We start from the raw sequence: 25,167 nt of genomic DNA, 5'->3' as shown, positions 1-25,167 counted from the left end.
TTTTTAAATATTCCAATAGTGTAACTTTCACTCCTCGGCCTCCGGAAGGCGGGCCGCCGAAGACACCCTTGGTTTTGGAGCACCCGCATGGCCGTCAGCCAGATCGCACTCGTCTACGGGACGTACCTCATCGCCACCGCCAGCCCGGGGCCGAGCAACATGGCCATCATGGGCACCGCGATGCGTGACGGCCGCCGCCCTGCGCTCGCGCTTGCGGCCGGCGTGGTCACGGGCTCGCTCTTCTGGGCGATCCTGGCGGCGACCGGTGTTTCCGCGGTCCTGACCGCGTATGCGCAGGCGCTTGTCGTGCTCAAGATCGCCGGCGGCCTCTACCTGCTGTACCTGGCTTTTCGCGCGGGCCGGTCCGCCATGCGACCCGGCACCGACGCGGTGAAGAACAGCGCGGAACGCGGCGCATTGCGCTACCGCACCCTCTACCGCCAGGGCGTGCTCATGCACATCGGCAACCCGAAGGCGATCATGTCGTGGATCGCGATCATCTCGCTCGGTGTGCGCCAGGACGCACCCGCCGGTGGGTTGCCGGCCATCGTGGGCGGTTGCGTGTGCCTCGGCATAGTGGTGTTCGGCGGCTACGCGATCGTCTTTTCGACCGCGTCGATGATTGCGCTGTATGCGCGGCTGCGACGCTGGATCGAAGGCGTGCTCTCGGCAGTGTTTGCGGCCGCGGGGCTCAAGCTGCTGGTCTCGCAGAATTGAATCCAATGAATCCCAGCGAAAGACCGAACGCATGAGCATCACCGTCCACATGGTCGACGTCTTCGGCGCCGGCCCGCTCTCGGGCAATCCGCTGGCGGTCGTCACCGGCGCCGACGCCCTCGCCACGCACGACATGCAGCAGCTGACGCGCTGGTTCAACCTCTCGGAAACCGCGTTTGTCTTCGCACCCACGCACCCGGAGGCGGACTACCGCGTGAGGATCTTCACCTTGGATCGGGAGATGCCCTTTGCAGGGCACCCCACGCTCGGAAGCTGCCACGCCTGGCTCTCGGGCCCGGGCGCGCCCGAGCAGCACGCCACGGTGATCACGCAGGAGTGCGGCGCGGGGCTGGTCCAGATCCGGCGCGACCAGGGACGGCTCGCGTTCGCCGCGCCGCCGCTGATCCGCTCAGGCGCGCCGACCCCGGCCGAACTCGACAACGCACGGCGGCTGCTGGGCCTCGAAGCCGACGACATCCAGGACGCGGCTTGGATCGACAACGGCCCCGGCTGGCTGGGAATCCGGCTGGCGTCGGCCGACAAGGTGCTGTCTCTGGAGCCGGCCCGACGCTGGCCCACACGCATCGACGTCGGCGTGGTCGGCCCTCATGCAGAGGGCGGCGACGCGGCCTTCGAAGTGCGCGCCTTCTTCACCGACCATCTGGGCGCCATCGTCGAAGACCCCGTCACGGGCAGCCTCAATGCCTCGCTCGCGCAGTGGCTCTTCGCCACGGGCGTGGCACGGGACGACTATGTCGCCGCGCAGGGCACGCGCCTGGGCCGACACGGCCGCATCCACCTGACCCACGACGGCGCCGGCCAGGTCTGGGTCGGCGGCGACACGCGCACGCACGTCAAGGGCGAACTGGACGGCCTCTGATCCGTTCACGCAAGGCCTGCACAGACTTCACTCTGACTTCACCTGCGTTGCGCACACTACTTTTCGACAGCGGTTCGGCGCTGGTAGAGGCAAGGGGAAGAAAAAAGTAGCTCAGGGAAACGCCTCGATGCCGACCGCTGTCACCTTCCATCGCCCGTCGCGAAAAGGCAGGCGCGCTCATCGCAAGGAAAAGGCCACGGGCCAAGGATGACCATCGGCCGGGCGCACGAGGACGCCAGCGACCCGGCCTCGCTCAGGCCACGCGGGCCTCCCAGACCCGGCCCGTCGGGTCGGCCAACGCAAGCCGCATCATCTCGATGAAGCGGCGCAGGCGCGCCGGCTGAAAGCGCGTGTGCGGGTAGGTCAAGTAGACGGGCAGCGGCGCCACATGCCATTGCGGCACGAGCTGCACCAGCCGTCCGGCGGCGATGTCTTCGTTCAGCAGCCAGGCCGAACCCAGGCAGGCACCCAGGCCCATGCGCGCCGCGCTTTGCAGCGCGTAAAGGCTGTCGGTGCTCATGCGCGGACGGATCGGCACGCGCGCAATCTCGCCGGTCGGCCGGTGCGTGAGCAACACCTCGTTGCGATAGAAGGTGCGCAGCGCGAGCCACGGCAGCTCGGCCAGTTCCGCTGCGTGCGCGGGCGGTGAGCGGCCTTCCAGCAGCGAGGGCGCCGCGACCACCACGCGCGGAACCTCCGAGACCTTGACCGCCACGGCCATCGCGTCGGTCATCTCGCCGACCTGGATCGCACAGTCGACGCCTTCGGCGATGAAGTCGGGCCGACGGTCGTTCAGCAGCCATTCGACGGACACGCGCGGATAGGCGCGCAGGTACTCGGCCAGCGGACCAACCAGCAGCAGCTGGCCCAGCGCATGCGGCGCGACCACGCGCAGCGTGCCCTCGGGCTCGTCGCCGACACCGCGCACGTCGGCTTCGAAGGCGTGCCAGTCGGCGATCAGCTCGCGGGCGCGCTCGTAGCAACGCTCGCCGTCTTCCGTGAGCTTCATGGCGTGCGTGGAGCGGCGCAGCAGCCGCACGCCCAGCGAGCGCTCCAGCGCCTGCAGGCGACGGCTCACGGTGGGCTGGGTGGCGCCCATCTGCAGCGCGGCGGCCGACAGGCTGCCGGCCTCGACGATGTGAAGAAAGGTCTGCATCAGCTCGATGCGGTCGACGGCAGGTGAAGTTGACATGGCCTTGTTCATGCGTTTGGCGTATGGGCATTGTGCGATCCACGGGACTACCAAGCCAAGACCCCAGCGGGCACATTCCAACCCTTGCTTCGATAATCGAGGGTTAACACCATGTCTTCCATTCAAACTACGCATGCACCGGACACGGCGCAGGGGCACGACCTGCCGGCCTCGCTGATCCTGTTGCTGGCCGCCGGCGCCGGCCTGTCGGTGGCGTCGCTCTACTACGTGCAGCCGATGCTCGGGGTGCTGGGCGCCGACATCGGCGCCTCCACCCGTGCGGTGGGCTTCATTCCCACGCTCACGCTGCTGGGCTATGCGCTGGGCATCCTGCTGCTGGCGCCGCTGGGCGACCGCTTCGACCGGCGCCGCATCGTGCTGATCAAGGCGGCGGCGCTGTGCGCCGCGCTGCTGGTGGCCGGCGCCGCACCGTCGATCGGCGTGCTGCTCGCGGCCAGCCTCGCGATCGGGCTGGCGGCCACGATGGCGCAAGACCTCGTGCCCGCCGCCGCCACGCTGGCGCCCGACGCCACGCGCGGCAAGACGGTCGGCACGGTGATGACGGGGCTGCTGCTGGGCATCCTGCTGTCGCGCGTGGTGAGCGGCTTCGTGGCCGAGCACTTCGGCTGGCGCGCGATGTTCATCGCGGCCGCGGCCAGCATCGCGCTCGTCGGCGCCGCGGCCTGGCGCGGGCTGCCGCGCTTTCGGCCGACCACGCACCTGGCCTACGGCGCCCTGCTCGGCTCGCTGGGCACGCTGTGGTCGCGCCACGGCACGCTGCGCCGCGCGGCGCTGGCCCAGGCACTGCTGGCCGTGGGATTCAGCGCCTTCTGGTCGACGCTGGCCGTGATGCTGCACGGCGCGCCCTTCCACCTGGGCAGCGCGGCGGCAGGCGCCTTCGGCCTGGCCGGCGCGGCGGGCGCGCTGGCGGCGCCGCTGGCCGGGCGCCTGGCCGACCGGCGCGGACCGGAGCTGGTGACGCGCCTGGGCGCGGGGCTGGCGCTGGTGTCGTTCGCGGCCATGGGGCTGGCACCGCTGATGGCGCCGCATGCGCAGCTGTGGCTGCTGGCGCTGGCCGCGGTCGGCTTCGACCTGGGCATGCAGGCGGCGCTGATCGCCCACCAGACGATCGTCTACGGCATCGAGCCCGGTGCGCGCAGCCGACTCAACGCCGTGCTGTTCACCAGCATGTTCATCGGCATGGCGACCGGCTCGGCGCTGGGCGCGCTGGTGCTCGCTTCTTGGGGCTGGGCCGGCGTGACGGTGCTGGCGACCACCACGGCCGCCGCCGCGCTGGCGGTGCGGCTCTGGCCGCGCCAGGCAACGTAGTCGCGCCAGGTGGACGACGACCTCAGCGAGGGCCAGCCGGTCCTTGCGCGCCGCGTTGCTTCGCCATGCCGGCGCGCGTCGGCGCCAGTGCCTTGAGCGCCTGGACGAACTCCTCGAGGAGTGGGGAGCGATAAGTATTCGGGCGTGAAAAAAGCGAGATGCGCCTCGGGATCGACAGCGCGTCGACGGGAATCACCTTGACGCCACGCGCATGGGGCAGTGCAAGCACGGAGACCGGGACGATGCCCATCAGATCGGTCGCGGCAAGCACCGGCAGCGACCAGGACGCATTGAAGTGCACCTCGATCGCGCCTTGCGGCGGCGTCGCGCCCGCAGAGCGAAATACCCCGTCCAGCTTCGCGCGTGCAGCCGAATGAACGGACGGCAGCACCCAGGAAAACTTCGACAGATCGCCCATCGTGAGACGGCGACGCGCAAAGACCGGATGCCCCACGCGCGCCACGGCGACGAGCGCATCGGTCAGGAGGTCCTCATGCACCAGGCCGTGCGGCATCGACTCGTAGGTCGGAATCACGGCGACATCGAGCAGGCCCTGGCGCGTCCAGTCGATCAATTCGTCCGAGGACGCCACTTCCAGGCGCACATGCATGCCCGGGCGACGGGGCTGCAGGGCCGCAAGCGCCGGTGAGAGCACGGCATCCAGAACCGCCAGCGTCGCGCCCACACGGATGAGCCCGGCACGTCCTGCGCGGACGTCGCCCGCATGGCGAAGCGCCTCGTCGTGCTCGGACTTCATGCGTTGCGCACGTTCGTGGAACGCAACGCCGAACGGCGTGAGCGTCATGCCGTGGCCCGAGCGCTCGAAGAGACCGAGCCCCATCTCGTCCTCCAGCCGACGGATCGCCTTGGAAAGCGCCGCGGCCGTCACCGTCAGGCTGGTTGCCGCGCGGGCCAGCTGCCCATGGCGCGCCACTTCCAGGAAGTAGTCGAGGTCGCGTGCCGAGAGGGACATGAATAAAAGTTAACGAAAACTTCCTAAACAGAAACACCCGAATCCTAGCCGTTCCTAGACTGCAGTCGCAATGAGTCCCTCCATGAACCCACCCAACATCGTTCTCATCCTGGCCGACAACCTCGGCTGGGGCGAGCTCGGCTGCTACGGCGGCGGGGCGCTGCGGGGCGCTCCCACGCCCCGCATCGACGCGCTCGCCAGCCAAGGCCTTCTGCTGCAGAACTTCAATGTCGAGAGCGATTGCGTGCCGACGCGCTCCGCGCTGATGAGCGGGCGGCATCCGATCCGCACGGGCTGCCTGCAATCGGTGCCGCCCGGCCTGCCCCAGGGCCTGGCACGCCGCGAGATCACGCTGGCGCAGTTGCTCTCGGCACAGGGCTATGCGACGGCGCACTACGGCAAATGGCACCTGGGCGATGTTCAAGGCCGCTTCCCGAGCGACCGGGGATTCGACGAGTGGTACGGCATTCCGCGCACCACGGACGAGAGCCAGTTCACGGCCAGCGTCGGCTACGACCCGAGCGTGGCGGACATCCCGTACATCATGCAGGGCCGTGCGGGTGCGCCTTCGCAGAACGTGGAGGAATACAACCTGGATTCGCGCCGGCGCATCGACGAGACGCTGACGAACCGGGCCCTTGAATTCATCCAGCGCAACCACGCGGCACAGAAGCCGTTCTTCCTCTACCTGCCGCTCACGCACCTGCACTTTCCCACCCTGCCTCACCGCGATTTCGCGGGCCGCACCGGCCATGGCGATTTCGCCGACTCCATGGTGGAGATGGACCACCGCGTGGGCCAGGTCGTCGACGAGATCGAGCGCCTCGGCCTGTCGGAAGACACCCTCTTCATCTTCGCGAGCGACAACGGCCCCGAGTTCCGCGCTCCGTACCGCGGCACGGCCGGCCCCTGGCGCGGCACCTATCACACGGCCATGGAAGGCAGCCTTCGCGTGCCGTGCATCGTGCGCTGGCCGGGCAAGATCGCCGCGGGCCGGGTGAGCAACGAGATCGTGCACGTCACCGACCTCTTCTCCACGCTGGCACGCGCGGGCGGCGCCCGCATTCCCGAGGACAGGCCGATCGATGGCATCGATCAGATGCCCTTCTTCCTCGGCGAACAGAAGTCCTTGCGCGAGGGCTTTCTCTTCCACATCAAGAACGAACTGCGCGCAGTGAAATGGCGCGACTGGAAGCTGCACTTCTACTGGGAGCCCGAGGTGAACGAAGGCAAGGGCAAGCTCGAGTCGCCCTATCTCTTCAACATCACGCGCGACCCCAAGGAGGAGTCGGATGTGCTGGTCTACAACACGTGGGTCCTGGGGCCGATCCAGCGGATGGTCCGCGCCTTTCATCAGAGTGCGACAGCACATCCTCACACGGCGCCGGGAGCGCCAGACTGAGGCCGCGGACTCCCCGACGCGCTCGAGCATCTCTCCACCCTCCCAGAAGGCTCACCCCATGTCCAAGCATCCAGGCGGCCGTCGAGGCCTCTTTCTGATCTTCTGCGCACTCATGGCGCTGGCGTCTTCTGCGACGCTCGCGCAAGAGAAGTACCCCGCTCGAGCGATCACCTGGGTCGTCGGCTACCCGCCCGGCGGCAGCGTCGATGTCGTCACGCGCCTTGTCGCCCGCAAGCTGGAAGCGACGCTCGGCCAGCCCATCGTGGTCGACAACAAGCCCGGTGCCACGGGCTCGCTTGCGCTGCGATACGTGGCAACCCAGCCCGCCGACGGCTACACCCTGGTGACGGTTCCCGGCCCGGTGCTCACGAGCATCCCGATGCCGCAGATCGGCAAGGAGATGAGCGCCATCGCCATGCTCGCCAAAGGCTCCACCGTCCTCGTGGGACCGGCACGGCCCGATGCGCCCAAGGACCTCAAGGCCTTGCTCGCAGACGCATCGGCCCACCCGGACAAGTACAGCTATGGCTCCTCCGGCAACGGCACCGGCCAGCACCTGACCGGAGAACTCATCCAGGCACTGACAGGCGTGACGATGACGCATGTGCCCTACAAGGGCGGCAACCAGGCGGTGACCGACGTGATCGGCGGACAGATCCCCTTGGCCGTACTGGGCATCACGCCCGTGCTGCCGCACATCAGGTCCGGCAAGCTCAAGGCGTATGGGGTCTCCACGGCGACCCGCTCCGCCTCCTTGCCCGAGGTGCCGACACTCAGGGAAGCCGGCATCGCCAACTTCGAAGCCAGTCAGTGGTTCGTCCTCGCTGCGCGCACGGGCCTCCCGGCAGACCGAAGCGATCGCCTCAACGAAGCAGTGGCACAAGCCTTGAAGGACCCGGAGGTCATGAAGGGCTTCGAGAACGTCGGCATGTTTCCCGAAGCCAGCAGCGCGAAGCAGACCGCCGACTACATCCACACCGACATGCTGCGCTGGGCAGACCTTGTGAAGAAGAACAAGATCACGATCGACTAGGGCGTGGAGTGAGCCCCATCGACGGGACTGCAGGGGTCGTCATCCAGACGCAGACATCCCGAGTGAGGCGGCGAAGCAGAACCGACAGCCGCCTGGCCAATGAAAAAGGGCATTCACTGAATTTCAGTGAACGCCCTAGTCGTTGTGTGGTGGAGCTGGGGGGATTTGAACCCCCGTCCGCAAGCCTTCATCGCGCAGTTCTACATGTGTAGTGATCTGATTTAAGTCTCGCTTCCGGAGTCGCGCAGTCACACGCTAAACCGGACGCCAGCACCCTATTTTCTCGCCCCGACCCAAGGTACCCGGATCGGAGCCAGCCCATGTAATTATCTTTGCAGCCGGGAGGATTCAGATTGCTCTGTCACCCCCTTGCCCAGCCCATCGGCCTGCTGTTGCAAAGCTCACTGGCAATTAAGCAGCGAGTGCGAAACGTTCGTCGTTTGCAGTTAGTTTGTTTGAATCTGTTTTACGAGCGCATTCAGCTCGACATGCCCCGCTGCGACTCCGAACCCACGTCGAAACCAGTGCAGCCCCAAGCGTCCCATTTTAGGCGCTATTGAGTAACTTCAAGAGCTCAAGGGGTGAAGAGATTGAAGCATCGGCCTCCCAGAGCGCCGCATCGGCCTGCGAACCCATGTAGCCGTAGGTCGCGGCCACGGTTCCCATGCCCGCAGCGCGGCCCGCGATGATGTCGCGCTCGTCGTCGCCCACGTAGATGCAGGCCTCTGATGCCACGCCAAGGCGGCGCGCCGCCTCATGCAGCGGCTCGGGGTGCGGCTTGGCGAACGGCGTGGTATCGCCGCTCACGATCGCGCCCGCGCTTGCGAAGAGCGGCATCGCACCGGTCAGCGGATCAGTGAAGCGGGCCGACTTGTTGGTGACCACGCCCCAACGCAGGCCGCGCTCGCGGATCGCCTCGATCAGCGGCGCAACACCCTCGAACACCAGGGTGTTGAGCAGCATGCGGCGCTCGTACGCAACGTAGAACTCCTCGCGCAGCGCGTCGAACTCGGGCGCATCGGGTGTGATGCCGAATGCGATGCCGAGCATGCCGCGCGCGCCGGCGCCAGCCATCGGGCGGTAGCGCTCCAGTGGGTAGGACTCCAGGCCGCGGTCGGTGCGCATCTTGTCGGCGGCTGCGCCGAGGTCGGGTGCGCTGTCGATCAGCGTGCCGTCGAGGTCGAACAGGATGGCCTGCGTGGTCGCGTTCCCGATCTTCATCATCCTTGCGCCTCCGGCAGCGCCGGCTTCTGGGTCGCGAACAAGTAATTCACGCTGGTGTCGGCGCTGAGCCAGTAGCGCCGGGTCAGCGGGTTGTGTTCCATGCCCCGTGTGTGACGCAGGTCCAGGCTCGCGGCGCGGCAGTAGCTGGCCAGCTCGCTGGGGCGGATCAGCTTGGGGTACTCGTGCGTGCCGCGCGGCAGCATGCCCAGGACATACTCGGCACCCACGATCGCCAGCATGAAGGCCTTCAGGTTGCGGTTGATGGTCGAGAAGAACACCCAGCCGCCCGGTTTCACGAGGGTGGCGCAGGCCTGGATCACCGACGCCGGGTCGGGCACGTGCTCCAGCATTTCCATGCAGGTGACGACATCGAAGCTGCCGGGTTGCTCGGCCGCCAGTGCCTCCGCACTGACTTCGCGGTACTTGACGCCGCGCGTCCCGGCTTCGAGGGCGTGCAGTTGGGCCACCTTGAGCGCCTTGGTCGCGAGGTCGATGCCCAGCACGTCGGCGCCCTTGCGCGCCATCGAATCGGCCAGGATGCCGCCGCCACAACCGATATCGACCACACGTTGGCCCGAAATAGGCGCAATACCGTCAATCCATTCGAGTCTCAATGGATTGATTTCGTGCAGCGGGCGGAATTCGCTCTCCAAATCCCACCACCGGTGTGCAAGCTCCGAAAACTTGGCCAGTTCGGCCGGGTCTGCATTCACGTTTTCTGTCATAGGGCAATTATGAAGCGAGCAAAGCCCGACTCGAAAGCAATGGGCTTGCTTCAGGCACCACCGCAAATTCGGCAGGCATAAAAAAACCCCGCCGAGGCGGGGTTTTCATTCGTCGATGGAATCGATCGATCAGTTGGCGCGGGTGCCAACCACTTCGATTTCCACGCGACGGTTCTTGGCGCGGCCTTCCTTGGTGCGGTTGTCAGCCACTGGCTGCTTCTCGCCCTTGCCTTCGGTGTAGACGCGGTTGCGTTCGATGCCCTTCGAGACCAGGAAGGCCTTGACGGCTTCGGCGCGACGCACCGACAGACGCTGGTTGTAAGCGTCGGTACCGATGGAGTCGGTGTGACCCACAGCGATGATGACTTCGAGGTTCACGCCACGGATCTTCTCGACCAGGTCGGTCAGCTTGGCGCGACCTTCGGGCTTCAGAACCGACTTGTCGAAGTCGAAGAAGGCGTCAGCAGCGAAGGTGACCTTCGAAGCAGCGACTTGAGCCGGGGGAGCCACGGGAGCCACGCCAGGAGCGGTAGGCGCCACAGCAGCGGGGCCAGCCGGAACCAGAGCGCCGTCGCAACCGGCAGCAGCCGTTGCGGGCGTCCAGTTGGCATCGCGCCAGCACAGTTCGTTCGTGCCGTTCTTCCAGACGAGTTCGCCGGTGCCGTTTTGCCAGTTGTCGATCGTAGGACCGCCGTTCGCAGCGGTGACACGGGTCTGCGCGCCGGCGGCAGTGGCGAGCGCAGCGACTGCAAACATCATCGCCACTTTATTCAGTTTCTTCATGGTTCTCCTCTTGGGGAAAAAGCCGCAGCCGCGCTGCGAATCAAGGACGCTTTAAGTGACCACCACCCAAAACGTTGAGACGATTGTGCCATAGGGTCTTTGGCAAACAGGCCGCTGGACGCCCCCGAAGCGTAGGACGGAGGCGGAATAGAGCCCTTGTGTTGCGGCGGTGCGACACCCCTCACAGCGTAAAATTTCGCCTTCCTGCCGCCAGCCTCTAGCTCATGACCTCCTTCGCCAAAGAAACCCTGCCCATCAGTCTCGAAGAGGAAATGCGCAGCAGCTACCTCGATTACGCCATGAGCGTGATCGTTGGCCGGGCGCTTCCCGACGCCCGCGACGGCCTCAAGCCGGTGCACCGGCGCGTGCTGTACGCGATGCACGAGCTCAACAACGACTGGAACCGGCCGTACAAGAAGTCGGCCCGTATCGTCGGTGACGTGATCGGTAAGTACCACCCGCACGGCGACCAGTCGGTCTACGACACCATCGTCCGGCTGGCCCAGGACTTCTCCATGCGCCACATGCTGGTCGACGGCCAGGGCAACTTCGGGTCGGTCGACGGCGACAACGCAGCGGCAATGCGTTATACGGAAATCCGGCTGGCCAAAATTGCGCACGAAATGCTGGCCGATATCGACAAGGAAACTGTCGACTTTCAGGACAATTACGACGGCTCCGAAAAAGAACCGAAAGTTTTACCCAGCCAGCTGCCGAATTTGCTGGTCAATGGCTCCGGCGGTATTGCGGTCGGCATGGCCACCAATATCCCGCCGCACAACCTGAATGAAGTAGTGGATGCGTGCCTGTATCTGCTGCGCAATCCGCAGGCCACCATCGACGAACTGATGGAAATCGTGCCGGCGCCCGACTTCCCCACCGCCGGCATCATCTACGGCATCAATGGCGTGAAGGACGGCTACCGCACCGGTCGCGGCAAGGTCGTGATGCGCGCCAAGTGCCACTTCGAGGACATCGACCGCGGCCAGCGCCAGGCGATCATCGTTGACGAGCTCCCCTACCAGGTCAACAAGAAGACGCTTCAGGAGCGCATGGCCGAGCTGGTGCACGAGAAGAAGATCGAAGGCATCAGCCACATCCAGGACGAATCCGACAAGTCGGGCATGCGCCTGGTGATCGAGCTCAAGCGCGGCGAAGTGCCCGAGGTGGTGCTGAACAACCTCTACAAGCAGACGCAGCTGCAGGACACCTTCGGCATCAACATGGTGGCGCTGGTCGACGGCCAGCCCAAGCTGTGCAACCTGAAGGACTTGATCGAGGTCTTCCTGCAGCACCGCCGCGAAGTGGTCACGCGCCGTACCGTCTTCACGCTTCGCAAGGCCCGCGAGCGCGGCCACGTGCTCGAAGGCCTGGCAGTGGCGCTGGCCAACATCGACGAGTTCATCCGCATCATCCGTGAGTCGCCCACCCCGCCGGTCGCCAAGGCCGAGCTCATGACCCGCAGCTGGGACAGCAAGCTGGTGCGCGAGATGCTCACGCGTTCGCGCGCCGACGGCGGCGTGATCAACGCCGACGACTACCGCCCCGAAGGCCTCGAGCGCGAGTACGGCATGGGCGGCGACGGCCTGTATCGCCTGTCGGAAACGCAAGCGCAAGAAATCCTGCAGATGCGTCTGCAGCGCCTGACCGGCCTTGAGCAGGACAAGATCGTCGCCGAGTACAAGGACGTCATGGCCGAGATCGACGACCTGCTCGACATCCTGGCCAAGCCCGAACGTGTCTCGATCATCATTGGCGACGAACTCGGCGAGATCAAGCAGGAGTTCGGCCAGTCGAAGGTCGGCGCCCGCCGCAGCCTGGTCGAGCACAGCGCGTACGACCTCTCGACCGAAGACCTGATCACGCCGACCGACATGGTGGTCACGCTCTCGCACAGCGGCTACATCAAGAGCCAGCCGCTGGGCGAGTACCGCGCACAAAAACGCGGCGGCCGCGGCAAGCAGGCCACGGCGACGAAGGAAGACGACTGGATCGACCAGCTCTTCATCGCCAACACGCACGACTACATCCTGTGCTTCTCGAACCGCGGCCGCCTGTACTGGCTCAAGGTGTGGGAAGTGCCAGCGGGTTCGCGCGGCTCGCGCGGACGCCCCATCGTCAACATGTTCCCGCTGCAGGAAGGCGAGAAGATCAACGTCGCCCTCGCCCTCACCGGCGAGAAGCGCAACTTCCCGGCCGACCAGTACGTGTTCATGGCAACCTCGATGGGCACGGTCAAGAAGACGGCGCTCGACGAGTTCAGCAACCCGCGCAAGGGCGGCATCATTGCCGTGAACCTCGATGAAGGCGACTACCTCATCGGCGCGGCGCTCACCGACGGCAAGCACGACGTGATGCTCTTCAGCGACAACGGCAAGGCCGTGCGCTTCGACGAAGAAGACGTCCGCCCGCTGGGCCGCAACGCCCGCGGCGTGCGCGGCATGTCGCTGGAGCCGGGCCAGGGCGTGATCGCCATGCTGGTGGCCGAGGATGAACAGCAGAGCGTGCTCACCGCCACCGAAAATGGTTACGGAAAACGCACAAGCATTACCGAATACACGCGTCATGGCCGCGGAACCAAAGGCATGATCGCGATTCAACAGAGTGAGCGCAACGGCAAGGTCGTTGCCGCCACGCTCGTTCATGCGGACGATGAGATCATGCTCATCACCGACAAGGGTGTGCTCGTGCGCACCCGAGTGGCCGAGATTCGCGAACTGGGTCGGGCGACGCAAGGCGTCACGCTGATCGGGCTCGACGAAGGCGCCAAACTCAGCGGGCTTCAACGCATCGTCGAAAACGACGCGGTCGGCGAAAGCGAGCCGGACGCAGACGACACTTCCACATCTTCAACGGAGAATCCTCAGTGAAAAAACAACTCAAGCTCGCACTCCTGACCGCAGCTCTCGCCGGATCGTCCATGGCCGCCATGGCCCAGGACAAGGCCACGCTGATCAAGCAGTTCATCGAGATCCAGCGCCCCGGCATCGAATCGCTGGCACGCGGCCTGATCGAGCAGTCGAGCGCCCCCATCGCGCAAGCCGGCTCGCAGTACCTGCAGACCCAGGTGCCCGAAGCCAAGCGCGAATCCGCCGCCAAGGCCGCTGACGCCGAACTGAAGAAGTACTTCGACGAGTCCTACCCGCTCGTGCGCGACAAGGCCATTCAAATTGCGCCGGGCGCACTCACCCCCATCCTCGAGCAGAACTTCAGCGAAGACGAGCTCAAGCAGCTGCTGGCCTGGATCAACTCGCCCCTGAGCAAGAAGTACCAGGAACTGAACCCGAAGATGCAGACCGCTCTGACGGAAAAGCTGGTGACCGAAACCCGCGCCACCATCGAACCCAAGATGCGCGCACTCGACACCAACGTCGCCAAGGCCCTCGGTGCTCCGACCGACGGTGCAGCAGCAGCTCCCGCCAAGGCGCCCGCCGCCAAGGCTCCCGCCAAGAAGTAAAGCAACGTGACCCAGCAGCAGACGCCGGCCGGCAAGCGCCCCTACAACTTTTCGGCCGGTCCGGCTGCCATGCCGGAGGCGGTGCTGCAACGCGCCGCTTCCGAGATGCTCGATTGGCAGGGCAGCGGCATGAGCGTGATGGAGATGAGCCATCGCGGCAAGGAATTCGGTGCCATCTGCACCCAGGCCGAAGCCGACATCCGCACGCTGCTGGCCATCCCCTCGCACTTTCACATCCTGTTCATGCAGGGCGGCGGCCTTGGCGAGAACGCCATCGTGCCGCTGAACCTGTCGCGCGGCGCCGCCGCCGACTTCGTCGTCACCGGCAGCTGGAGCGCCAAGTCGCACAAGGAAGCGCAGCGTTACTGCACAGCCCGCGTGGCCGCGAGCAATGCCTACAACCAGCACACGAAGCTGCCCGATCCCGCGAGCTGGCAGCTGTCCGGCGATGCCTCGTACGTGCACGTGTGCAGCAACGAGACCATCAACGGGATCGAGTTCCAGCAACTGCCCGACCTGGCCGCGCTCGGCAGCAAGGCGCCGCTGGTCATCGATTTTTCGTCGCACGTGGCCTCGCGCAGCGTCGACTGGAGCCGCGTCGGCCTGGCCTTCGGCGGCGCCCAGAAGAACCTCGGCCCTGCCGGCCTGACCATCGTGGTCGTGCGCGACGACCTGCTGGGCCACGCGCTCGAGATCTGCCCGAGCGCGTTCAACTACAAGACCGTGGCCGACAACCACTCCATGTACAACACGCCGCCGACCTGGGGCATCTACATGGCGGGGCTCACGTTCCAGTGGCTGCTGCAGCAAACGGAAGGCGAACTCACCGGCATCGCCGCCATGGAACAGCGCAACGTCGAGAAGGCCACGCTGCTGTACGACTTCATCGACGGCTCCGACTTCTACGCCAACCGCATCGATGCCAACTGCCGTTCGCGCATGAACGTGCCGTTCTTCCTGGCTGATGAGGGCCGCAACGAAGCCTTCCTGGCCGGTGCGCGCGAAGCCGGGCTGCTGCAGCTCAAGGGCCACAAGTCGGTCGGTGGCATGCGCGCGAGCATCTACAACGCCATGCCGCTGGCAGGGGTGCAGGCATTGGTGGCCTACATGAGAGAATTCGAGCGATCGCATGCGTAGGCGCATGCCCTGTTGCTCGCACCGATGACCGCCTCTGCCCCCACACCACCCACCTCCCCCGACAATTCCGAAAGCCTGGCCGATCTGCGCGTGCAGATCGACTCGCTCGACCAACGACTCCTGAGCCTGCTCAATGAGCGCGCCCATGTGGCCGAGCTGGTCGGCGAGGTCAAGAAGCGCGAAGGCACGCCCTTCTTCCGCCCCGACCGCGTCGCCGCGGTCATCGACAAGATGCAAAGCAGCAATGGCGGTCCGCTCAAGGACCTCCATGTCGCGGCCATCTGGCGCGAGATCATGTCGGCCTGCCTGGCGCTCGAATCGCCCCAACGCGTGGCCGTGCTCGGCCCCGAAGGCACCTTCTGCGAACAGGCCGCCATCGAGTATTTCGGCGGCGCCGCCGACCTGATCTACTGCGCCAGCTTCGACGAAGTGTTCCACGCCACCGCCGCGGGCAGCGCCCAGTACGGCGTGGTCGGCGTCGAGAACTCGACCGAAGGCGTGGTCACGCGCTCGCTCGACCTGTTCCTGCACTCGCCCACCCACGTCGTCGGCGAAGTCAGCCTGCTGGTGCGCCACCACCTGATGCGCAGCAGCAATTCGCTCGAAGGCGTCGAGGCCGTGCTGGCCCACCCGCAGGCGCTGGCGCAGTGCCAGACCTGGCTGTCCAAGCACCTGCCCAATGCCGAACGGCGTGCCGTGTCGAGCAACGCCGAAGGCGCGCGCCTCGCGGCCACCAACCCGGCCTGGGCCGCGCTGGCCGGCGAACGCGCCGCCACCCGCTTCGGCCTGCACATCGTGGCGCACGCCATCCAGGACGATTCGTACAACCGCACCCGCTTCTCGGTGATCTGCCTGCCGCAGACACTGGCCATGCCGCCGGCCTCGGGCAAGGACTGCACGAGCCTCATCGTCTCGGTGCCGAACCGCCCCGGCGCGGTGCACGACCTGCTGGTGCCCCTGAAGGCCAACAACGTGTCGATGACGCGCTTCGAGTCGCGCCCCGCGCGCACCGGCCAGTGGGAGTACTACTTCTACATCGACCTCGACGGCCACCCCTCGCAGCCCAACGTGGCGGCGGCGCTGGCCGAACTGCGCGGCCTCTGCGCCTTCTACAAGGTGCTCGGCGCCTACCCGATCAAAGCCTGAGCCGAACGGACCGACGCGATGTTCGAGCAACTGGGATTGATCGGCTGCGGCCTCATGGGCGGCTCCTTTGCGCTCGCGCTCAAGCGCGCGAAGCTGGTGAAACGCGTGGTCGGCTACAGCAAGTCGCCCTCCACCACCGAGCGGGCGCGCCAGCTCGGCGTGATCGATGTGGCGGCGCCGTCGGCGCTGCTGGCCGTGTCAGGCGCCGACCTCGTGCTGCTGGCTGTGCCGGTGGCCGCCTCGGAAGCCACCTTCAAGGCCATCCGTCACGGCATTTCGGCCGACACGCTGGTGATGGACGTCGGCTCGACCAAGGGCGACGTGATCGAAGCCGCGCGCAACGGCCTGCAAAAGCAATTCGCGAACTTCGTGCCGGCGCACCCGATCGCCGGCAAGGAAGTCTCCGGCATCGAGCACGCCGAAGCGTCGCTGTTCACCGGCCGCCAGGTCGTGCTGACCCCCGTCAAGACCACGCTGCGCTCGAACGTGCAGCGCGCCTCGCAGGTGTGGAGCGGCATCGGTGCCAACGTCGTCACCATGACGCACGAAGAGCACGACGCGGCCTTCGCCGCCGTGAGCCACCTGCCGCACCTGCTGGCCTTTGCGTACACCAACGCGCTTACCGGCCAGCCGCAGGGCGACCGCTTCCTGAGCCTCGCGGGACCGGGCTTTCGCGACTTCTCGCGCATCGCCGCCAGCGATCCGGTCATGTGGCGCGACGTGCTGCTCGCCAACCGCGAGCAGGTGCTGCAACAGTCGCAGGCCTTCCGCAAGGCGCTGGAAGACCTCGAGACGCTGATGACCGCCGGCGACCTGCAAGGCCTGGAGCAATCCATCGCCGCCGCCAGCAAGGCGCGCGCCGCCTGGCGGCCGAATTCGAGCACCGACGCTCTGGCCCAGCAGGACAGCTGACATGTTCTCGACCGCTTTCCTCGACCTTCCGCCCCTCGCGGGCGCCGCCGGCACGGTCCGGCTGCCGGGCTCCAAGAGCATCTCCAACCGCGTGCTGCTGCTGGCTGCGCTCGCCAGCGGCACCACCACGATCCATGACCTGCTCGACTCCGACGACACGCGCGTGATGCTCGACGCGCTGCGCGCGCTGGGCTGCGGCATCGAACCGGCCGGCAGTTCGCTGCGCATCACAGGCCTCGGCGGCCAGCTGCCGCCGTCGCTGGGCGCGACGCTGCTGCCGCTGTTCCTGGGCAACGCCGGCACCGCCATGCGTCCGCTGACGGCGGCGCTGTCGCTGCTCGGCGGCGAGTTCGAACTCAGCGGCGTGCCGCGCATGCACGAGCGCCCCATCGGCGACCTGGTCGACGCACTCACGCAGCTGGGCTGCCGCATCGACTACCTCGGCAACCCCGGCTACCCGCCGCTGCGCATCCACCCCGTGTCGCACGACGAGCTGGCGCTCGGCGCACCGATCCGCGTGCGCGGCGACGTGTCGAGCCAATTCCTGACCGCCCTGCTGCTGGCGCTGCCGCTTGCGGCGGCCAATGACATCGTGATCGAGGTCGTTGGCGAGCTGATTTCCAAGCCTTACATCGAGATCACGCTGAACCTGCTGGCGCGCTTCGGCATCGCGGTGCAGCGCGACGGCTGGGAGCGCTTCACCATTCCCGCCGGCAGCCGCTACAGCTCGCCGGGCGAGATCCACGTCGAGGCGGATGCGTCGTCTGCTAGCTATTTCATAGCACTTGGCGCCATTTCGACGGGCGTTTCGGGCCAGAACGGCATCCGCATCGAAGGCGTCGGCGCGGCCTCGATCCAGGGCGACATCCGCTTCATCGACGCCGCCCAACAGATGGGCGCGCGGGTCGACAGCGGCCCGAACTGGCTCGAAATCCGCCGCGGCGCCTGGCCCCTGAAGGCCATCGACCTCGACGCGAACCACATCCCCGACGCCGCCATGACGCTGGCCGTCATGGCGCTGTACGCCGACGGCCCCAGCACGCTGCGCAACATCGCGAGCTGGCGCGTGAAGGAAACTGACCGCATCGACGCCATGGCGAACGAGCTGCAAAAGCTCGGCGCCACGGTCGAGGCCGGGCCCGATTTCATCCGCGTCCACCCCCTACCCGCCGCCGGCTGGCGACCTGCCAGCATCCGCACCTATGACGACCACCGGGTCGCCATGTGCTTTTCGCTCGCGGCCTTCAATCCGGCCGGCGTGCCGGTGCGCATCCTCGAACCGCACTGCGTCGCCAAGACCTTCCCCGACTACTTCGAAACCCTGTTCTCGGTGGCCGAGGCTGCCGAAGTGCCCGTGATCTGCATCGACGGCCCGACCGCCTCAGGCAAAGGCACGCTGGCCGCCGAGGTGGGGCGCCTGCTGGGCTACCACTACCTCGACTCGGGCTCGCTCTACCGCGTGACCGGGCTTGCTGCGCGCCGCGCCGGCCTGGAGGCCACGGCCGCGAACGAAGCGCAGATCGCCGCCCTCGCCGCGGCCCTGCCCCTGCAGTTCACCGAGGGCAAAGTGCTGCTGGCCGGCGAAGACGTGAGCGACGACATCCGCACTGAAGCCGCCGGCATGGACGCCTCGCGCGTCTCCGCGCTGCCCGCCGTGCGCGAGGCGCTGCAAGACCTGCAGCACCGCTTTCGCCGCCTGCCCGGCCTGGTGGCCGACGGGCGCGACATGGGCACCGTGATCTTCCCCGACGCGGCGCTCAAGGTGTTCCTCACGGCGGGTGCCGCCCAGCGCGCCGAACGGCGGCATAAGCAGTTGATTTCAAAGGGTATTTCGACTACACTCGACAGTCTTCGCTCCGACTTGGAAGCACGTGACGCCCGGGACTCTTCCCGCAGCGTCGCCCCTCTGAAGCCGGCGCAGGACGCTCGCCACCTCGACAACTCCCAGCTGTCCATCGAACACTCGATCGACACGGTGTTGAACTGGTGGCAAGAAATTCAACCGTTCAAGTCCGCTTGAGCGGATTGAAGTGCAGCCTTTCAAGTCCGCTTGAAAGGCTTGCGTCTCCCGGGTGTTCCGGGTGGCGTCTACCGCTCCAGCAGGCTCCTTCCGCGCGACAGCGCACCGGCCTGCTGGTTGTTCAACCAACCGGGCTCACGCCCACAACCTAACCGCCGTCTACAGACCTCCAGCAGCCGCACGCAATTTCGCAAGAGCGCCTGCCAACCCTGCCTGACGGAAGGAACCATAAATGTCTGAATCTTTTGCCGACCTATTCGAAGAGTCCCTGAAGCGTTCCGAAATGCGCAGCGGCGAGGTCATCACGGCCGAAGTCGTGCGTGTCGAACACAACCACGTCGTCGTCAACGCCGGTCTGAAGTCCGAAGCGTATGTGCCGATCGAAGAGTTCAAGAACGACAAGGGCGAACTCGAAGTCCAGGCCGGCGATTTCGTTTCCGTTGCCATCGGCAGCGTTGAAAACGGCTACGGCGACACCATCCTCTCGCGCGACACCGCCAAGCGTCTGGCTTCGTGGCTCGCCCTCGAGAAGGCCCTGGAATCGGGCGACTTCGTCACCGGCACCACCAGCGGCAAGGTCAAGGGCGGTCTGACCGTTCTGGTCAACGGCATCCGCGCGTTCCTGCCGGGTTCGCTGATCGACACGCGTCCGATCAAGGACCTGACCCCGTACGAAAACAAGACCCTCGAATTCAAGGTCATCAAGCTCGATCGCAAGCGCAACAACGTCGTGCTGTCGCGCCGTGCCGTGGTCGAAGCCAGCATGGGCGAAGAACGCGCCAAGCTGATGGAAACCCTGAAGGAAGGCGCAGTCGTGCGCGGCGTGGTCAAGAACATCACCGAATACGGTGCGTTCGTGGACCTCGGCGGCATCGACGGCCTGCTGCACATCACCGACATGGCATGGCGCCGTGTCCGCCACCCGAGCGAAGTCGTTCAGGCCGGCCAGGAAATCACCGCCAAGATCCTCAAGTTCGACACCGAAAAGAACCGTGTCTCGCTGGGTCTCAAGCAAATGGGTGACGACCCGTGGATGGGCGTTTCGCGCCGCTACCCGCAATCGACCCGCCTGTTCGGCAAGGTCACGAACATTGCCGACTACGGCGCGTTCGTCGAACTCGAACCCGGCATCGAAGGCCTGGTGCACGTCTCCGAAATGGACTGGACCAACAAGAACATCGCTCCGAACAAGATCGTCTCGCTGGGCGACGAAGTCGAAGTCATGGTCCTGGAAATCGACGAAGACAAGCGCCGCATCAGCCTGGGCATGAAGCAGTGCAAGGCCAACCCGTGGCAAGAGTTCGCTCAGAACACGAAGCGTGGCGACCGCGTCAAGGGCCCGATCAAGTCGATCACCGACTTCGGCGTGTTCGTGGGTCTGGCTGCCGGCATCGACGGCCTGGTGCACCTCTCGGACCTCTCGTGGAACGAAACCGGCGAAACCGCCGTTCGCAACTACAAGAAGGGCCAGGAAGTCGAAGCGATCGTGTTGGCTGTCGACGTCGACCGCGAACGCATCTCGCTGGGCATCAAGCAGCTCGACAGCGATCCGTTCACCACGTTCACCACCGTGAACGACAAGGGCCAGATCGTGACCGGCAAGGTCAAGACCGTGGACGCCCGCGGCGCTGAAATCGACCTCGGCGAAGACATCATCGGCTACCTGCGTGCTTCGGAAATCTCGCGCGACCGCGTCGAAGATGCCCGCAACGTGCTCAAGGAAGGCGACGAAGTCACGGCCATCGTGGTGAATGTGGATCGCAAGACCCGCAACATCCAGCTGTCGATCAAGCAGAAGGACATGGTCGACGAACAAGGCGCCATGGCCAGCTTGAGCCAGCAGTCGGCACGCGAAAACGCGGGCACGACCAGCCTGGGCGCCCTGCTGCGCGCCAAGCTCGACAACAGCGACAACAAGTAAGCTGAGTCCGAAGACAGAGGCAGGCCCCTGGGGCCGCTCTGTCTTTTTTTTCGTCCACGTTTTTCGTTTATGTTTGGCCTATGACCCGCTCAGACCTCGTCGAAGAACTCGCCGCCCGTTTCGCACAGCTCACGCACCGCGATGCCGAATACGCCGTCAAGACCATCCTGGACGCGATGAGCGACGCGCTGGTGCGCGGCCACCGCATCGAGATCCGTGGCTTCGGCAGCTTCTCGGTCAACCGCCGTCCGCCGCGCATCGGCCGCAACCCGCGTTCGGGCGAGAGCGTGCAGATCCCCGAGAAGCGCGTGCCGCACTTCAAGCCGGGCAAGGCACTGCGCGAAGCCGTCGACGCGAAGACCGCCGAGCTCGATGCAGGCAAGGAAGCCGCAGGCCGCAAGGCCTGATGCAAATGAATGCAAACGTAGAATGCTCCCGGCAACGGGAACAGCTATGAAGTACCTCCTGTGGCTGCTCAAGGCAGCCATTTTTTTTACGCTCTTCGCCTTCGCGCTGAACAACCAGCACGACGCGACCGTCTACTTCTTCTTCGGAACCCACTGGCGCGCGCCGCTGGTGCTCGTCGTGCTCGCGGCCTTTGCCGGCGGGCTCGTGGTCGGTGCGCTGGGCATGCTGCCCGGCTGGTGGAAACACCGCGCCGCCGCGGCGCAAGTGCCTGCGACCACCGAAGCCCCCTTGCCCGCACCGCTGGCCACTGCGACCGCCTCCGCGGCAACGCCGTCCATCTCCGCCACCGACCTTCCCGCCGTACGTCAACATGGACTTTGATCCCAGCTGGCTGCTGATCGGCCTGCCCGTCGCCTTCGTGCTGGGCTGGCTCGCATCGCGCTTCGACATCCGCCAGCTCAAGCTCGAGAACCGGCAGGCGCCCAAGGCCTACTTTCGCGGCCTGAACTTCCTGCTCAACGAGCAGCAGGACCAGGCCATCGACGCCTTCATCGAGGCCGTGCAGAACGACCCCGACACGCAGGAGCTGCACTTCGCGCTCGGCAACCTGTTCCGCCGCCGCGGCGAGTACCAGCGCGCGGTGCGCGTGCACGAGCACCTGCTGGGCCGCGGCGACCTGAGCCGTGCCGACCGCGAGCGCGCGCAGCACGCGCTGGCGCAAGACTTCCTGCGCGCCGGCCTGCTCGACCGCGCCGAAGCGGCGCTGCAGAAGCTGGAGGGCACGCGCTACGAGAACGAGGCCCGGCTCGCGCTGCTGGCCATCTACGAACGCTCGCGCGAATGGGCGCAGGCCGCCGACGTGGCGCAGAAGCTCGACGAGTCCGACCAGGCCAGCTACAGCACGCGCCGCGCCCACCACCTGTGCGAGCAGGCCAACGAACACGTCGCGGCCGGCGACCTGCAGGGCGCCGGCGACCTGCTCACGCAGGCCCGCGCGCTGGCGCCGCAGGCCCCGCGCCCGGCCATCGACACCGCCACCCTGCAGCTGCGCAACGGCGAAGCCGCCGCGGCCTTCGACACGCTCGAAGGGCTCAGCGACACGGCGCCGCTGGCACTGCCGCTGTATGCCGCGTCGCTGCAGAAGGCCGCCGTGGCCGCGCAGCGCGAAGGCGAGGCGCTGGCGCTGCTGCAGCGGCGCTATGCCGAGTCGCCGTCGATCGACGTGCTCGAAGCGATGATCGCGCTCGGCGGCACACCCGACGCCACGCCCTCGGACACGCCCACCGAAGCCCCCACGCCGCGCGACAGCTACATCGCCCACCTCGCGCACCAGCCTTCGCTCGTGGCGGCGTCGCGCTGGCTGGCCGGCGAGCGCTTCGAGCATGAGCAGTTCCACCCACAGGTGCAACGCGCGCTCGACCAGGCCACCCGTCCGCTCATGCGCTACCGCTGCGCGGCCTGCGGCTTCGAGGCTCACCAGTACTTCTGGCACTGCCCCGGCTGCCAGGCCTGGGACAGCTATCCGCCGCGCCGCGTGGAAGAACTCTGACCACGGTTCTGAACAATCGTCACACGGGGCCCAGGGCCCCGTTTTCACGTCAACTGCCGCGCGCGCCCTCTCGTTGAGCCGAAGCCGATATTCCTGTCGGCTTAGCCATACCAACAATTGAAGAGGGAGTTTTCACCATGTTCAAGAAAATCATCGCCACGCTCGCCATGTGCTTCGCGGCCGTCTCGTTCGCTGCCGTCGACGCCAACAAGGGCAGCGCGGCCGACCTCGACGGCCTCAAGGGCGTCGGCCCCTCGCTGTCCAAGCGCATCCTCGACGCGCGCAAGGAAGGCGAGTTCAAGGACTGGCCCGACCTCATGCAGCGCGTGAAGGGCGTGAAGGAAAAGAGCGCGGCCAAGCTGTCGGCCGAAGGCCTGACGGTCAACGGCCAGAGCTTCAACGGCGCGGCGGCACCGGCCAAGGCAGGCAAGGCCGCCAAGGTGGCCGAGGCGAAACCCGCCAAGCAGTGACCTCACGCTGAAACGAAGAAACCGCCCTCGAGGCGGTTTTTTCATGCCCGCAGCTGGTGCCGCATCGACACCACATGGCAGGGAAATGCCTCAGCGAATGGCCCGGAATTTGCACGTATGCTTTTCTTTCATTCAGCTTTGACTACATTCCGGAGCGCGTCCATGAATCACAAGTTCGGCATTGCCCTGGCGGGCCTCACCCTTGGCGCCGCCGCCTTTGCGCAAGCCAAGTGGGACCTGCCCACCGCCTACCCCGCGACCAACTACCACACCGAGAACATCACGCAGTTCGCCAAAGACGTGGACGCGGCCACCGGCGGCAAGCTGAAGATCACGGTGCATGCGAACGCGTCGCTGTTCAAGGCGCCCGAGATCAAGCGCGCCGTGCAAAGCGGCCAGGCCCAGGCCGGCGAGATCCTGCTGGCCAACTACGCCAACGAGAACCCGATCTACGCGCTGGACGGCGTGCCCTTCCTGGCCACCACCTATCCCGAGGCCCGCAAGCTCTACGACGCGTCCAAGCCCGCGATGGACAAGCTGCTGGCCGCGCAAGGCATCAAGGTGCTGTTCGTGGTGCCGTGGGCGCCGCAGGGCATCTACACCAAGAAGGAGATCGGCTCGGTGGCCGACCTGCGCGGCATCAAGTGGCGCGCCTACAGCCCGGCCACGGCCAAGATCGCCGAGCTCATCGGTGCACAGCCCGTGCAGATCCAGCAGGCCGAACTGAGTGCCGCCATGGCCACGGGCGTGATCGAGAGCTACATGAGCTCGGGCTCCACCGGCTACGACACCAAGACCTTCGAGCACATCAAGAACTTCTACGACACGCAGGCCTGGATTCCGAAGAACGCGATCCTGGTCAACGCCAAGGCCTTCGATGCGCTCGACGCCGCCGGCAAGGCCGCCGTGACCAAGGCCGCCGCCGACGCAGAAGCACGCGGCTGGAAGGTGGCACAGGAGAAAAACGACGAGTACAAGCGCCTCTTGGCCGAGCGCGGCATGAAGATCCACAAGCCCTCGCCCAAGCTGGACACCGACATGCGCCAGGTCGGCGGCATCATGCAGGCCGACTGGCTCAAGGCCGCCGGTGCGGACGGCGCGTCCATCGTCGATACCTACAAGAAGAAGTAAGCCGTGCGCCGCTTCCTCGACCGCCTGTACGACGGTGCAGGCGCGCTGGGTGCGTTCTGCGTCTTCCTGATCTTCGTGCTGATGATCGTGGCAGGCGTAGGCCGCCAGATGAACTGGCACGTGAGCGGGCTCAACGACGCAGTGGCCTGGCTGTGCGCGGCGGCGGCCTTCTTCGCGATGGCGCACGCCTTTCGCCACGGCGACTTCGTGCGCGTGACGCTGCTGCTCGATGCCGTGCCGCCCAAGGTGCGCCGCGTGCTCGACGTGGCCTGCCTGCTGGTCGCCGCTGTCTCGGTCGCCTATCTGACCTACTGGGCCACCAGCTTCACCTACGAAAGCTACGAGTTCAAGGAGATGGCCACGGGCCTGCTCGTGATCCCGATCTGGATTCCGCAGTCGAGCTTCGTGATCGGCTGCTGGCTGCTGCTGATCGCCATGGTCGATGAACTCGTCGGCGTGGTGCGCGGCGAGAAGCCCAGCTACCAGCGCGCGGTCGAAGAGCGGCACGCCGCAGGTGACTTCTCCTCCGACGTCTGAACGACAACAACAAAGACACCGATGCTCGAAACCCTTCTGATGGGCGCGCTGCTGCTCGGCATCATGCTGTTGCTGCTCGCCGGTGGCGTGTGGATCGCCATGACCCTGGCCATCGTCGGCTGGGTCGGCCAGGCCTTCTTCACGAACACGCTGCCCGGCAAGAACCTGTTCTCGGCCTTCTGGGAAAGCAACGCGAGCTGGGAGTTGGCGGCGCTGCCGCT

23 protein-coding genes, 1 other RNA gene and 1 pseudogene are annotated in these 25,167 nt (G+C 66.2%); 19 read left to right on the top strand and 6 right to left on the bottom strand.

The window, feature by feature from the left end; translation table 11 throughout:
* Positions 1–87: 87 nt before the first annotated feature.
* Positions 88–717, top strand: a complete 630-nt coding sequence (locus tag AC07OH_RS00125; protein WP_495299158.1) for a LysE family translocator — start codon at positions 88–90, stop codon at positions 715–717.
* A gap of 31 nt (positions 718–748) precedes the next feature.
* Positions 749–1,597 carry a PhzF family phenazine biosynthesis protein gene (locus tag AC07OH_RS00120; protein WP_495299157.1) on the top strand — a complete coding sequence of 283 codons (849 nt, stop codon included), beginning with the start codon at positions 749–751 and terminating at the stop codon, positions 1,595–1,597.
* A gap of 253 nt (positions 1,598–1,850) precedes the next feature.
* Here the strand turns inward: AC07OH_RS00120 and AC07OH_RS00115 are convergent, their stop codons facing one another.
* Positions 1,851–2,789: a LysR family transcriptional regulator gene (locus AC07OH_RS00115; protein ID WP_495299156.1), complete on the bottom strand. Its 939-nt coding sequence runs from the start codon at positions 2,787–2,789 to the stop codon at positions 1,851–1,853.
* Positions 2,790–2,900: 111 nt separating this feature from the next.
* On the opposite strand from AC07OH_RS00115, the gene AC07OH_RS00110 reads away from it, so the two are divergent.
* The gene (locus AC07OH_RS00110; protein ID WP_495299155.1) at positions 2,901–4,118 is read left to right on the top strand and encodes an MFS transporter; all 1,218 of its coding nucleotides are present in this window, start codon (positions 2,901–2,903) and stop codon (positions 4,116–4,118) included.
* 22 nt (positions 4,119–4,140) lie between these two features.
* Here AC07OH_RS00110 and AC07OH_RS00105 read toward each other — a convergent pair whose 3' ends face one another.
* Entirely contained in the window at positions 4,141–5,091 is a 951-nt protein-coding gene (locus tag AC07OH_RS00105) for a LysR family transcriptional regulator (RefSeq protein ID WP_495299154.1), read from the bottom strand.
* A gap of 82 nt (positions 5,092–5,173) precedes the next feature.
* Between AC07OH_RS00105 and AC07OH_RS00100 the strand changes: the two genes are divergently transcribed.
* Together AC07OH_RS00100 and AC07OH_RS00095 are read left to right on the top strand one after the other, a co-directional pair.
* On the top strand, positions 5,174–6,493 hold the full coding sequence (locus AC07OH_RS00100; protein WP_495299153.1) for an arylsulfatase: 1,320 nt from the start codon (positions 5,174–5,176) through the stop codon (positions 6,491–6,493).
* A 58-nt stretch (positions 6,494–6,551) separates the two neighbouring features.
* On the top strand, positions 6,552–7,526 hold the full coding sequence (locus tag AC07OH_RS00095) for a Bug family tripartite tricarboxylate transporter substrate binding protein (protein WP_495299152.1): 975 nt from the start codon (positions 6,552–6,554) through the stop codon (positions 7,524–7,526).
* A gap of 147 nt (positions 7,527–7,673) precedes the next feature.
* Here AC07OH_RS00095 and ssrA read toward each other — a convergent pair.
* The 4 genes from ssrA to ompA form a co-directional block, all read right to left on the bottom strand.
* Positions 7,674–8,060: a transfer-messenger RNA gene (ssrA, locus tag AC07OH_RS00090) on the bottom strand.
* A gap of 12 nt (positions 8,061–8,072) precedes the next feature.
* Positions 8,073–8,750, bottom strand: coding sequence for an HAD family hydrolase (locus AC07OH_RS00085; RefSeq protein ID WP_495299151.1), 678 nt, complete (start codon positions 8,748–8,750; stop codon positions 8,073–8,075).
* Positions 8,747–9,475, bottom strand: coding sequence for a bifunctional 2-polyprenyl-6-hydroxyphenol methylase/3-demethylubiquinol 3-O-methyltransferase UbiG (gene ubiG / locus AC07OH_RS00080; protein WP_495299150.1), 729 nt, complete (start codon positions 9,473–9,475; stop codon positions 8,747–8,749). Before ubiG ends, AC07OH_RS00085 begins: the two co-directional genes overlap by 4 nt.
* 129 nt (positions 9,476–9,604) lie before the next feature.
* A complete protein-coding gene (gene ompA, locus AC07OH_RS00075; protein ID WP_099795932.1) occupies positions 9,605–10,258 on the bottom strand; it encodes an outer membrane protein OmpA in 654 nt (217 codons plus the stop codon).
* A gap of 224 nt (positions 10,259–10,482) precedes the next feature.
* Between ompA and gyrA the strand changes: the two genes are divergently transcribed.
* The 14 genes and pseudogenes from gyrA to AC07OH_RS00005 form a co-directional block, all read left to right on the top strand.
* Complete coding sequence (gene gyrA, locus AC07OH_RS00070) at positions 10,483–13,128, top strand: DNA gyrase subunit A (protein WP_495299149.1); 2,646 nt, start codon at positions 10,483–10,485, stop codon at positions 13,126–13,128.
* A 50-nt stretch (positions 13,129–13,178) separates the two neighbouring features.
* A complete protein-coding gene (locus AC07OH_RS00065) occupies positions 13,179–13,715 on the top strand; it encodes a DUF2059 domain-containing protein (RefSeq protein WP_495299148.1) in 537 nt (178 codons plus the stop codon).
* A gap of 6 nt (positions 13,716–13,721) precedes the next feature.
* Complete coding sequence (gene serC / locus AC07OH_RS00060) at positions 13,722–14,852, top strand: 3-phosphoserine/phosphohydroxythreonine transaminase (protein WP_495299147.1); 1,131 nt, start codon at positions 13,722–13,724, stop codon at positions 14,850–14,852.
* Positions 14,853–14,876: 24 nt separating this feature from the next.
* Positions 14,877–15,998 carry a prephenate dehydratase gene (pheA, locus tag AC07OH_RS00055; protein ID WP_153285328.1) on the top strand — a complete coding sequence of 374 codons (1,122 nt, stop codon included), beginning with the start codon at positions 14,877–14,879 and terminating at the stop codon, positions 15,996–15,998.
* A gap of 18 nt (positions 15,999–16,016) precedes the next feature.
* Positions 16,017–16,910 (top strand): prephenate dehydrogenase, encoded by an 894-nt coding sequence (locus AC07OH_RS00050; RefSeq protein WP_354347787.1) that lies wholly within the window; start codon positions 16,017–16,019, stop codon positions 16,908–16,910.
* Between the two features lies 1 nt (position 16,911).
* A complete protein-coding gene (locus tag AC07OH_RS00045) occupies positions 16,912–18,930 on the top strand; it encodes a bifunctional 3-phosphoshikimate 1-carboxyvinyltransferase/cytidylate kinase (RefSeq protein WP_495299146.1) in 2,019 nt (672 codons plus the stop codon).
* A gap of 232 nt (positions 18,931–19,162) precedes the next feature.
* Complete coding sequence (gene rpsA, locus AC07OH_RS00040) at positions 19,163–20,851, top strand: 30S ribosomal protein S1 (RefSeq protein ID WP_062468664.1); 1,689 nt, start codon at positions 19,163–19,165, stop codon at positions 20,849–20,851.
* Positions 20,852–20,931: 80 nt separating this feature from the next.
* Positions 20,932–21,258 (top strand): integration host factor subunit beta, encoded by a 327-nt coding sequence (locus tag AC07OH_RS00035; RefSeq protein WP_056582668.1) that lies wholly within the window; start codon positions 20,932–20,934, stop codon positions 21,256–21,258.
* Between the two features lie 46 nt (positions 21,259–21,304).
* Positions 21,305–21,640, top strand: coding sequence for a LapA family protein (locus AC07OH_RS00030; RefSeq protein WP_495299145.1), 336 nt, complete (start codon positions 21,305–21,307; stop codon positions 21,638–21,640).
* On the top strand, positions 21,630–22,808 hold the full coding sequence (lapB, locus tag AC07OH_RS00025; RefSeq protein WP_495299144.1) for a lipopolysaccharide assembly protein LapB: 1,179 nt from the start codon (positions 21,630–21,632) through the stop codon (positions 22,806–22,808). Before AC07OH_RS00030 ends, lapB begins: the two co-directional genes overlap by 11 nt.
* A 137-nt stretch (positions 22,809–22,945) precedes the next feature.
* Positions 22,946–23,278 (top strand): ComEA family DNA-binding protein, encoded by a 333-nt coding sequence (locus tag AC07OH_RS00020; protein ID WP_492681434.1) that lies wholly within the window; start codon positions 22,946–22,948, stop codon positions 23,276–23,278.
* Positions 23,279–23,440: 162 nt separating this feature from the next.
* Positions 23,441–24,409, top strand: a complete 969-nt coding sequence (locus AC07OH_RS00015) for a TRAP transporter substrate-binding protein (RefSeq protein ID WP_495299143.1) — start codon at positions 23,441–23,443, stop codon at positions 24,407–24,409.
* A 3-nt stretch (positions 24,410–24,412) separates the two neighbouring features.
* Positions 24,413–24,946 carry a TRAP transporter small permease gene (locus tag AC07OH_RS00010; protein ID WP_492729291.1) on the top strand — a complete coding sequence of 178 codons (534 nt, stop codon included), beginning with the start codon at positions 24,413–24,415 and terminating at the stop codon, positions 24,944–24,946.
* Positions 24,947–24,967: 21 nt separating this feature from the next.
* Positions 24,968–25,167 (top strand): annotated as a pseudogene (locus tag AC07OH_RS00005) (C4-dicarboxylate ABC transporter permease); the annotation flags it as partial.

The organism is Variovorax sp. GW821-FHT10C12, assembly GCF_059415405.1.
Note: the sequence above shows the minus strand (reverse complement) of the source record. Positions and strands in the feature narration are given on the sequence as shown.

Bases quoted from the DNA above. Each gene is read 5' to 3' on its own strand.
- AC07OH_RS00125 (WP_495299158.1), top strand. From the start codon at position 88: ATGGCCGTCAGCCAGATCGCACTCGTCTACGGGACGTACCTCATCGCC.
- AC07OH_RS00120 (WP_495299157.1), top strand. From the start codon at position 749: ATGAGCATCACCGTCCACATGGTCGACGTCTTCGGCGCCGGCCCGCTC.
- AC07OH_RS00115 (WP_495299156.1), bottom strand. From the start codon at position 2,789: ATGTCAACTTCACCTGCCGTCGACCGCATCGAGCTGATGCAGACCTTT.
- AC07OH_RS00110 (WP_495299155.1), top strand. From the start codon at position 2,901: ATGTCTTCCATTCAAACTACGCATGCACCGGACACGGCGCAGGGGCAC.
- AC07OH_RS00105 (WP_495299154.1), bottom strand. From the start codon at position 5,091: ATGTCCCTCTCGGCACGCGACCTCGACTACTTCCTGGAAGTGGCGCGC.
- AC07OH_RS00100 (WP_495299153.1), top strand. From the start codon at position 5,174: ATGAACCCACCCAACATCGTTCTCATCCTGGCCGACAACCTCGGCTGG.
- AC07OH_RS00095 (WP_495299152.1), top strand. From the start codon at position 6,552: ATGTCCAAGCATCCAGGCGGCCGTCGAGGCCTCTTTCTGATCTTCTGC.
- AC07OH_RS00085 (WP_495299151.1), bottom strand. From the start codon at position 8,750: ATGATGAAGATCGGGAACGCGACCACGCAGGCCATCCTGTTCGACCTC.
- ubiG (WP_495299150.1), bottom strand. From the start codon at position 9,475: ATGACAGAAAACGTGAATGCAGACCCGGCCGAACTGGCCAAGTTTTCG.
- ompA (WP_099795932.1), bottom strand. From the start codon at position 10,258: ATGAAGAAACTGAATAAAGTGGCGATGATGTTTGCAGTCGCTGCGCTC.
- gyrA (WP_495299149.1), top strand. From the start codon at position 10,483: ATGACCTCCTTCGCCAAAGAAACCCTGCCCATCAGTCTCGAAGAGGAA.
- AC07OH_RS00065 (WP_495299148.1), top strand. From the start codon at position 13,179: ATGGCCGCCATGGCCCAGGACAAGGCCACGCTGATCAAGCAGTTCATC.
- pheA (WP_153285328.1), top strand. From the start codon at position 14,877: ATGACCGCCTCTGCCCCCACACCACCCACCTCCCCCGACAATTCCGAA.
- AC07OH_RS00050 (WP_354347787.1), top strand. From the start codon at position 16,017: ATGTTCGAGCAACTGGGATTGATCGGCTGCGGCCTCATGGGCGGCTCC.
- AC07OH_RS00045 (WP_495299146.1), top strand. From the start codon at position 16,912: ATGTTCTCGACCGCTTTCCTCGACCTTCCGCCCCTCGCGGGCGCCGCC.
- rpsA (WP_062468664.1), top strand. From the start codon at position 19,163: ATGTCTGAATCTTTTGCCGACCTATTCGAAGAGTCCCTGAAGCGTTCC.
- AC07OH_RS00035 (WP_056582668.1), top strand. From the start codon at position 20,932: ATGACCCGCTCAGACCTCGTCGAAGAACTCGCCGCCCGTTTCGCACAG.
- AC07OH_RS00030 (WP_495299145.1), top strand. From the start codon at position 21,305: ATGAAGTACCTCCTGTGGCTGCTCAAGGCAGCCATTTTTTTTACGCTC.
- lapB (WP_495299144.1), top strand. From the start codon at position 21,630: ATGGACTTTGATCCCAGCTGGCTGCTGATCGGCCTGCCCGTCGCCTTC.
- AC07OH_RS00020 (WP_492681434.1), top strand. From the start codon at position 22,946: ATGTTCAAGAAAATCATCGCCACGCTCGCCATGTGCTTCGCGGCCGTC.
- AC07OH_RS00015 (WP_495299143.1), top strand. From the start codon at position 23,441: ATGAATCACAAGTTCGGCATTGCCCTGGCGGGCCTCACCCTTGGCGCC.